At 67.5% G+C, this 8,050-nt stretch carries 9 protein-coding genes and 2 pseudogenes; 8 read left to right on the plus strand and 3 right to left on the minus strand.

Annotation, left to right across the window (positions count from 1 at the left end; translation table 11 throughout):
- The 4 genes and pseudogenes from N878_RS07580 to N878_RS07595 form a co-directional block, all read left to right on the plus strand.
- Positions 1–400, plus strand: a pseudogene (locus tag N878_RS07580) (acetyl-CoA C-acyltransferase); the annotation flags it as partial.
- A gap of 484 nt (positions 401–884) precedes the next feature.
- Positions 885–2,324 carry a cytochrome ubiquinol oxidase subunit I gene (locus tag N878_RS07585; RefSeq protein WP_021443068.1) on the plus strand — a complete coding sequence of 480 codons (1,440 nt, stop codon included), beginning with the start codon at positions 885–887 and terminating at the stop codon, positions 2,322–2,324.
- 2 nt (positions 2,325–2,326) lie between these two features.
- The gene (gene cydB, locus N878_RS07590; protein ID WP_021443069.1) at positions 2,327–3,334 is read left to right on the plus strand and encodes a cytochrome d ubiquinol oxidase subunit II; all 1,008 of its coding nucleotides are present in this window, start codon (positions 2,327–2,329) and stop codon (positions 3,332–3,334) included.
- A 9-nt stretch (positions 3,335–3,343) separates the two neighbouring features.
- Positions 3,344–3,484 (plus strand): DUF2474 domain-containing protein, encoded by a 141-nt coding sequence (locus N878_RS07595; RefSeq protein ID WP_021443070.1) that lies wholly within the window; start codon positions 3,344–3,346, stop codon positions 3,482–3,484.
- A gap of 145 nt (positions 3,485–3,629) precedes the next feature.
- On the opposite strand, the gene N878_RS07600 is transcribed toward N878_RS07595, so the two are convergent.
- From N878_RS07600 to N878_RS07610, 3 genes are read right to left on the minus strand one after another with little or no spacing between them, the layout of a single operon-like run.
- Entirely contained in the window at positions 3,630–4,220 is a 591-nt protein-coding gene (locus N878_RS07600) for an LON peptidase substrate-binding domain-containing protein (RefSeq protein ID WP_021443071.1), read from the minus strand.
- A 7-nt stretch (positions 4,221–4,227) separates the two neighbouring features.
- A complete protein-coding gene (locus N878_RS07605) occupies positions 4,228–4,944 on the minus strand; it encodes an LrgB family protein (RefSeq protein ID WP_021443072.1) in 717 nt (238 codons plus the stop codon).
- The gene (locus N878_RS07610; RefSeq protein ID WP_021443073.1) at positions 4,941–5,300 is read right to left on the minus strand and encodes a CidA/LrgA family protein; all 360 of its coding nucleotides are present in this window, start codon (positions 5,298–5,300) and stop codon (positions 4,941–4,943) included. The genes N878_RS07605 and N878_RS07610 overlap by 4 nt, the downstream gene beginning before the upstream one ends.
- Between N878_RS07610 and N878_RS28310 the strand changes: the two genes are divergently transcribed.
- The 4 genes and pseudogenes from N878_RS28310 to N878_RS07625 all read left to right on the plus strand — a co-directional run.
- The gene (locus N878_RS28310) at positions 5,299–5,523 is read left to right on the plus strand and encodes a hypothetical protein (RefSeq protein ID WP_156350859.1); all 225 of its coding nucleotides are present in this window, start codon (positions 5,299–5,301) and stop codon (positions 5,521–5,523) included. The genes N878_RS07610 and N878_RS28310 overlap by 2 nt on opposite strands.
- A gap of 80 nt (positions 5,524–5,603) precedes the next feature.
- On the plus strand, positions 5,604–6,059 hold the full coding sequence (locus N878_RS07615; protein ID WP_003240173.1) for a MaoC family dehydratase: 456 nt from the start codon (positions 5,604–5,606) through the stop codon (positions 6,057–6,059).
- 109 nt (positions 6,060–6,168) lie between these two features.
- On the plus strand, positions 6,169–7,893 hold the full coding sequence (locus N878_RS07620; protein ID WP_021443074.1) for a C13 family peptidase: 1,725 nt from the start codon (positions 6,169–6,171) through the stop codon (positions 7,891–7,893).
- Positions 7,894–7,923: 30 nt separating this feature from the next.
- Positions 7,924–8,050: pseudogene (locus tag N878_RS07625) on the plus strand (oxidoreductase); the annotation flags it as partial.

An 8,050-nucleotide genomic window follows, 5' to 3' on the forward strand; every position in this document is an offset into this window, starting at 1 on the left:
GGCGGCGGTGGATTTCGTCCGGGGCCAGGAGGGCCTGCTGATGGCACCGGTCTACGCCGTGCCGCGGCTGCTGGCGCGCAACGGCCTGCGCCTGCAGGACTTCGACTACTACGAGATCCACGAGGCCTTCGCCGCCCAGGTGCTGTGCACCCTCAAGGCCTGGGAAGACGCCGACTACTGCCGTGAGCGTCTGGGCCTGGACGCGCCGCTGGGCGCCATCGACCGCAGCCGGATGAACGTCAAGGGCAGCTCGCTCGCCGCCGGCCACCCCTTCGCCGCCACCGGCGGGCGCATCGTCGCCAACCTGGCCAAGCTGCTTGCGGCGGCCGGGCAGGGCCGCGGGCTGATCTCCATCTGCGCCGCCGGCGGTCAGGGTGTGACCGCGATCCTGGAAAAGTAATCCAATGTCGGTGAGCGCAAGTCATCGCGCTCACAGGATGTAAGCAACTCCGTGAATTGGGGCGGCCCGCGCGATGCGCGGCCGCCTATTTTTTTGGCCTGCCATTCCTGGTGGCCAGTCTGCGGGCCGTCGCTGCGCGACGGTGAAGGATGCTCCCGGCGTTTTTTGGCCCGGCCGTGCCGCCCACCTGTAGGGTGTCGCGGGGCCGCCTGGGCCGTGCGCACCGTCCACACCCCAGCCTGCGGTGGCCTGCCGCGCGGCAAATCACCACAGCGTCAAGCGCGCCCAGACCCGCTAGTCTTTTCGATGTGGATTGATCCAGGTCAATACAACCTTCGTGGGTTTGCGCCTGCGGGCCATTGGGCCCGACCTCCGCTGCGCCTCGCTCGACAAGAACAATTGCGCCTTGCTGTGACTCCAACGCCTGGAGTCTGTGGCCCGGCAGACCGTGCCGGGTCCGAGATAACCTGTATGAGGATGTGCCATGTTCGGTTTAGAGGCGCTCGATCTCGCCCGAATCCAGTTTGCCTTCACCATTTCCTTTCACATCATCTTCCCCGCCATCACCATCGGTCTGGCCAGCTACCTGGCCGTGCTCGAAGGTCTGTGGCTGAGAAGCGGCGAGACGGTGTACCGCGACCTCTACCACTTCTGGGCGAAGATCTTCGCGGTCAACTTCGGCATGGGCGTGGTCTCCGGCCTGGTCATGGCCTACCAGTTCGGCACCAACTGGAGCGCCTTCTCCGACTTCGCCGGGGCGGTCACCGGCCCCTTGCTGACCTATGAGGTGCTCACCGCCTTCTTCCTCGAGGCGGGCTTCCTCGGCGTCATGCTGTTCGGCTGGAACCGCGTCGGCCCGGGCCTGCACTTCTTCTCCACGCTGATGGTGGCGATCGGCACGCTGATTTCCACCTTCTGGATTCTCGCCTCCAACAGCTGGATGCACACCCCGCAGGGCTTCGAGATAGTCGACGGCCGGGTGATCCCGGTGGACTGGTTCGCCGTGGTGTTCAACCCCTCCTTCCCCTATCGCCTGGCGCACATGGCCACGGCGGCCTTCCTCGCCACCGCCTTCTTCGTCGGCGCCTCGGCGGCCTGGCACCTGCTGCGCGGGCGCGACAACCCGGCGATCCGCAAGATGCTGTCGATGGCGGTGTGGATGGCGCTGCTGGTGGCGCCGGTGCAGGCCTTTATCGGCGACCTGCACGGCCTCAACACGCTGAAATACCAGCCGGCCAAGATCGCCGCGATGGAAGGCCACTGGGACAACAGCAGCGGCGAGCCGACCCCGCTGATCCTGTTCGGCTGGCCGGACATGGAACGCGAGGAAACCCGCTTCAAGGTCGAGATTCCCGCGCTGGGCAGCCTGATCCTGACCCACAGCCTGGACAAGCAGGTGCCGGCGCTGAAGGAATTCGCGCCCGAGGATAGGCCCAACTCCACCATAGTGTTCTGGACCTTCCGGGTGATGGTCGCCATGGGCCTGCTGATGATCCTGGTCGGCCTCTGGGGCACCTGGCTGCGCTACCGCGGCCGGCTGTTCGCCTCGCGACCCTTCCTGCACCTGGCGGTGTGGATGGGCCCGTCCGGCATCCTGGCCATCCTCGCCGGCTGGTACACCACCGAGATCGGCCGTCAGCCGTGGATCGTCCAGGGCCTGATGCGCACCGCCGATGCCTCGTCCGGGCACAGCTTCGCGCAGATGAGCCTGACCCTGGCGCTGTTCGTGGTGGTCTACTTCGCCCTGTTCGGCGCCGGCATCGGCTACATGCTGCGCCTGGTGCGCAAGGGCCCGCGGATCGACGAGGGCCAGGAAGTCACCCAGGGCGGCCCGGGCCAGCCGCGCACGCCGTCGCGGCCGCTGTCGGCGGCGCAAGAGGACTTCGACGACACGGAAACCGATCTGCCGGGCGGGAGGGCCTGAACATGGGTATCGATCTTTCGCTGATCTGGGCGGTGATCATCGCCTTCGGCGTGATGATGTACGTGGTGATGGACGGCTTCGATCTGGGCATCGGCATCCTCTTCCCCTTCGTCCGGGACGAGGGCGAGCGCGACGTGATGATGAACACCGTGGCGCCGGTGTGGGACGGCAACGAGACCTGGCTGGTGCTCGGCGGCGCGGCGCTGTTCGGCGCCTTCCCGCTGGCCTACGCGGTGGTGCTCGACGCCCTCTACCTGCCGCTGATCCTGATGCTGCTGGGGCTGATCTTCCGCGGCGTGGCCTTCGAGTTCCGCTTCAAGGCCAAGGCGGCCAAGCGTCACCTGTGGGACAAGGCCTTTATCGGCGGCTCGCTGACCGCGACCTTCTTCCAGGGCGTGGCCCTGGGCGCCTATATCGACGGTTTCGAGGTGGTCGAGCGGACCTATGCCGGCGGCGCCCTGGACTGGCTGACGCCCTTCTCGCTGTTCTGCGGCCTGGCGCTGATCGCCGCCTACGCGCTGCTCGGCTGCACCTGGCTGATCATGAAGACCGAAGGCCGCCTGCAGTTGCAGATGCACGATCTGGCGCGGCCGCTGGTGTTCGTCCTGCTGGCGGTGACCGGCATCGTCAGCCTGTGGACGCCGCTGGCACACCCGGAGATCGCCGAGCGCTGGTTCAGCCTGCCGAACCTGTTCTGGTTCATGCCGGTGCCGGTGCTGGTGCTGGTCTGCACCTGGGCGCTGCTCAAGGCGGTGGCGGAAAACGCCCACTACTCGCCCTTCCTGCTCACCCTGGTGCTGATCTTCCTCGGCTACAGCGGCTTGGGGATAAGCCTGTGGCCCAACGTCATCCCGCCGTCGATCAGCATCTGGGAAGCCGCCGCACCGCCGCAGAGCCAGGGTTTCATCCTGGTCGGCGCGCTGTTCATCATCCCCTTCATCCTGATGTACACCGCCTGGAGCTACTACGTGTTCCGCGGCAAGGTGACCCAGGAAGACGGTTACCACTGAGGGCACGCCATGCACGATGCCGAGAAGAAACCGCTGTGGCAGCGCCTGGGCTGGCTGGTATTGATCTGGGCCGCCAGCGTGCTGGCCCTGGGCGCGCTGTCCTGGTTGCTGCGCCTATTCATGCAGGCGGCGGGGATGGGCACGCCCTAGCAGGCCGTTGAAAAAACGTAGGCGAGGCAGCCAGCGCAAGGCAAAAACAGGCGAAAAAGCGGAGTTTACGAGCTGTAAATGAGCATTTTGAGCCTGTTTTTAACGCCGCGATGGCAACGTAGGTAGTTTTTCCACGGCCTGCTGCTCAGCCGCCGGACTCGCCCTGCAACTGCTCAAGCAGCAGTTGCAGCTGGGCCAGGCGCGCGCCGGGGTCGTCCTGCTGCAGCACCTGCAGCTTCTGCCCCGGCTCCAGCGGCAACAGGTAGGCCAGCTGGTTGGCCAGTTGCGCCTGGCCGACGGCCACGCCGCCCATGCCCAGCGAGGCCACCAGCGGGTGTTCGGCCAGCGCCGCCAGCAGCGCGGCGAGGTCGGCATGCTCGGCCAGCAGGGGGCATTCCGCGGCCTCATCCAGCCAGTCCACCTCGGCGATGGTCAGCTGATCCGGCAACACCTGGGCACTGCGCACCCGGAAACGCCGACCACCTTCGACGCGAATCCCCAGCAGGCCGTTGGGCCGCTGCTGGAAGTCACGCACCAGCGCCTCGCACCCGATGGCGGCAAAGCTGCTGGCGGCCTCGCCGACCTCCTCGCCCTCGACTATGCAGACCACGCCGAAACCGCTGCCCTGCTTCATGCAGCGGCTGATCATGTCCAGGTAGCGCGCCTCGAAGATCTGCAGATCGAGCATGCAGCCGGGGAACAGCACGGTGTTGAGCGGAAACAGCGGCAGATTCATCGTCACCTCACAGCAGCAGAACAATCGCCAGCGGCAACAGCACGGCGGTGATCACGCCCATCAGGCTCATGGCCAGGGCGGCGAAGGCGCCGCACTCGTCGCTTTCCTGCAACGCCCGCGCCGTGCCCACCGCATGCGCGGTGATGCCCAGCGCCATGCCCTGCGCCGCCGGATGCTGGACCCCGCACAGGCGCAGCAACGAGGGCCCGACGATGGCACCGATGACCCCGGTGATCATCACGAACACCGCCGCCAGCGCGGCGATTCCGCCGATCTGTTCGGCCACCAGCATGGCGATTGGCGAAGTCACCGATTTCGGCGCCATGCTCATCAGCATCAGCCGCTCGGCGCCGAACAGCCAGGCCAGCCCGGCGCCCAGCACCGTGGCCAGGGTGCCGGCGAGCAGCAGGGTCAGCACGATCGGCCAGAACAGCTGGCGGATGCGTCGCAGGTTGAGGTACAGCGGCACGGCCAGGGCCACGGTGGCCGGGCCGAGCAGCAGGGTCAGGGCCGCGACGCTGCTCCTGTACTCGGCGAAGCTCAGGCCGCAGACCAGCAGGATGCCGATCACCGTCAGCATCGACACCAGCACCGGCTGCAGGAACACCCAGCGGGTGCGCTCGTAGGCGGCGATGGCCAGCTGGTAGGCGCCCAGGGTGATGCCGATACCGAACAATGGGTGGTGGGTCAGCGCCTGCCAGGCGCCCTGCCAGTCCGGACTCATGCCTGCTCCCGGCGCTGCTGGCGCTCGATCAGTTTCTGCATCAGCCAGCCGGCGAAGGCCACCGACAGCAGCAGCGACAGCAGCAGCGCGCCGACCACCGCCCAGAAGTCGGCGAGGATGTCGCCGGCATAGGCCATCACCCCCACCGCCGGCGGCACCAGGATCAGCGGCAGGTACTTGAGCAGGCTGCTGGAGGCGACGCTGAGCGGCTCGCCCACCTCGCCGCGCAGCATGAGGAAGACGAACAGCAACAGCATGCCGATGATCGGCCCGGGCAGCATGGGCAGCAGCAGGACGTTGAGGGCGGTACCGAGCAACTGGCACAACACCAGCCAGGACAGGCCGCGAAGCAGCATGGGCAAAATCTCCGAAAGGTGCGATGCCGAATGGCGGAAGCTGTTTGCGCTCTCCAACGCAGCAAAGCCGCCGCGCAGCAGATCGCCAACGGGTTCTCAGGGGTATTCGGGCATCTTCAAGGACATGCCGGCCATTATAGGCGCGATGGCCGCGCGCTGGCCCCTGTCTTGCTTCGCCTGCCGCGCCTATGCCGCGTCATTCAGTGCGGCGAGCCAGGCTTGACCCGGTGCCGGCCTCGTGATGATCTAGCCGGCAAGGGTTCCACGCAAAAACAACAACACCCGCGTCCTCAAGGAGGAACTATGCCGTTCGTACCCGTAGCAGAGCTCAAGGACTATGTTGGCAAGGAACTCGGCAAGTCCGAGTGGCTGACCATCGACCAGCAGCGCATCAACCAGTTCGCCGAATGCACCGGCGACCACCAGTTCATCCACGTCGACCCGGAAAAGGCCAAGCTGACCCCCTTCGGCACCACCATCGCCCACGGTTTCCTGTCGCTGTCGCTGGTGCCGATGCTGATGGAAGGCATCATGATCATGCCCCAGGGCCTGAAGATGGCGGTGAATTACGGCCTCGACAGCGTGCGCTTCATCCAGCCGGTGAAGGTCGATTCCAAGGTGCGCCTGACGGTGACCCTGACCGACGCCAACGAGAAGAACCCCGGCCAGTGGCTGCTCAAGGCCCGTGCCGTGCTGGAGATCGAAGGCCAGGAGAAACCGGCCTATATCGCCGAACCGCTGACCCTCTGCTTCGTCTGACCCCTCGCGGCGGGCTCCGCCCCGCCCTTCGCCCAAGCGTGCGGCGCAGCAGCGCAAGCGCCCGCGCTTGCGGCATACTGCCGGCAATGCCCCGACCCGGACGTCTGCCATGAAGCCGCTTGCGCTGCGCCTACTGCCCCTCTGCCTGACCCTGCTGCTCGGCGGCTGCGACGAGGCGCGCAGCCTGCTGCCGGCCGATGCCGTGCTGCCCGACGGCGCGCAGTACCGCGGCGAGATAGTCGACGGCCTGCTGCAGGGCCCGGGGCGTCTGGACTACCGCAACGGCAGCTGGTTCGTCGGCCAGTTCAAGGACGGCCAGCTCGACGGCCCCGGCGAATGGCAGGGCCCGGGCGGCGAACATTACCTGGGGGAATTTCGCCAGGGCATGTTCCACGGCCAGGGCACCCTCACCTACAGCGACGGCAGCCGCTACCAGGGCGGTTTCGCGCGCAACCGCTTTGCCGGCGAGGGCCTGCTGGAACAGGGCGACCAGCGCTACCAGGGCGAATTCGCCGACGACCGTTTCCACGGCCTGGGCAAACTCGAAACGGCCGACGGCAGCAGCTTCCAGGGCCAGTTCGTCAACGGCCAGCCGGAAGGCCAGGGGGTCCGCCGCGACGCCTACGGCAACCAGTTCAGCGGGGTGTTCAGCCAGGGCCAGCTCAATGGCCAGGGCAGCTTCAGCAACGCCGAGGGCGACACCTACAGCGGCGGCTTCAAGGACAGCGAGTTCCACGGCAAGGGCCGCTACCAGAGCGCGGCCGGCGACGTCTGGAGCGGCGAATTCAGCGCGGGCGTGCTCGACGGCCCGGGCGAGTACATCGGCAGCGACGGCAGCCGCTATGTCGGCCAGTTCGAGGAGTGGCGCTACCAGGGCGAGGGCCTGCTGACCCTGGCCGACGGCAGCCACTACCAGGGCCAGTTCGTCGCCGGCGACTATGCCGGCAACGGCACCCTGACCCTGGCCGACGGCAGCCGCCAGGCCGGCACCTGGCAGCGCGGCCGGCGCGTGCGCGACGAACAGGGCCAGGCCCTGCCGGATGCTCTGGAACTGGGCCTGCTGCAGCAGGGCCGGCTGCTCGACGAGGCCATCGCCGCACTGCCCGCCTCCACCCCCGCGCGCGAGCTGTACGCCCTGACCCTGGCCGGCGACGGCAAGCAGAGCGTGTTCATGCGCGAGGCCGACTACGTCAGCCGCCTGCTGCGCGAGCGCTTCGGCGCCCACGGCAGCATCAGCCTGATCAACCACCGCGACCACCTCGCCGACCGCCCGCTGGCCACCCGCGAGAACCTCAGCCGCGCGGTGCAGGCCCTGGCCGAGCGCAGCGGCGAGGAAGACCTGGTGTTCATCTACCTGACCAGCCACGGCTCGCGCGAGCACGAGCTCAACCTCGACCAGCCGCGCCTGCAGCTGGCCGACCTGCCCGCCAGCGAGCTGGCAGCGCTGCTCTCCCCGCTCAAGCAGCGCCACAAGGTGGTGGTGATCTCGGCCTGCTATTCCGGCGGTTTCATCCCGCCGCTCAAGGACGACAAGACCCTGGTGATGACCGCCGCGCGCGCCGACCGGGTATCCTTCGGCTGCAGCGAAGAGAACGAATTCACCTACTTCGGCCGCGCCCTGTTCGCCGAGGCCCTGGGGGAGACCGACAACCTCGAACGTGCCTTCGAACTGGCCAAGGAACGCGTCGCCGAACGCGAACAGGCCGACGACCATCAACCCTCCGAACCGCAGATCTGGGCCCCACGCAGCGTGCTCCAGCACTGGCGCAGCCTGCGCCAGAGCCAGGCCGAACGCGCCCTCAGCGCCGTGGCCAGCAACGACGCCAACGACTAAGCTCAGCTGTAACGGACAAGAGACAACTGCATGTACCTGACCCCGCAGCACATCCTGCTCGCCGGCGCCACCGGCCTCACCGGCGAACACCTGCTCGACCGCCTGCTCAGCGAACCCACCGTGGCCCGCGTGCTGGCGCCGACGCGCCGGCCGCTGG

The sequence above is a fragment of the Pseudomonas sp. EGD-AK9 genome (genome assembly GCF_000465935.2).
Taxonomy (GTDB): Bacteria; Pseudomonadota; Gammaproteobacteria; order Pseudomonadales; family Pseudomonadaceae; genus Aquipseudomonas.

Coding starts and splice junctions, on each gene's coding strand:
- N878_RS07585 (WP_021443068.1), top strand. CDS start 885: ATGTTCGGTTTAGAGGCGCTCGATCTCGCCCGAATCCAGTTTGCCTTC.
- N878_RS28310 (WP_156350859.1), top strand. CDS start 5,299: ATGGGCAAAATCTCCGAAAGGTGCGATGCCGAATGGCGGAAGCTGTTT.
- N878_RS07620 (WP_021443074.1), top strand. CDS start 6,169: ATGAAGCCGCTTGCGCTGCGCCTACTGCCCCTCTGCCTGACCCTGCTG.
- N878_RS07605 (WP_021443072.1), bottom strand. CDS start 4,944: ATGAGTCCGGACTGGCAGGGCGCCTGGCAGGCGCTGACCCACCACCCA.
- N878_RS07615 (WP_003240173.1), top strand. CDS start 5,604: ATGCCGTTCGTACCCGTAGCAGAGCTCAAGGACTATGTTGGCAAGGAA.
- N878_RS07595 (WP_021443070.1), top strand. CDS start 3,344: ATGCACGATGCCGAGAAGAAACCGCTGTGGCAGCGCCTGGGCTGGCTG.
- cydB (WP_021443069.1), top strand. CDS start 2,327: ATGGGTATCGATCTTTCGCTGATCTGGGCGGTGATCATCGCCTTCGGC.
- N878_RS07600 (WP_021443071.1), bottom strand. CDS start 4,220: ATGAATCTGCCGCTGTTTCCGCTCAACACCGTGCTGTTCCCCGGCTGC.
- N878_RS07610 (WP_021443073.1), bottom strand. CDS start 5,300: ATGCTGCTTCGCGGCCTGTCCTGGCTGGTGTTGTGCCAGTTGCTCGGT.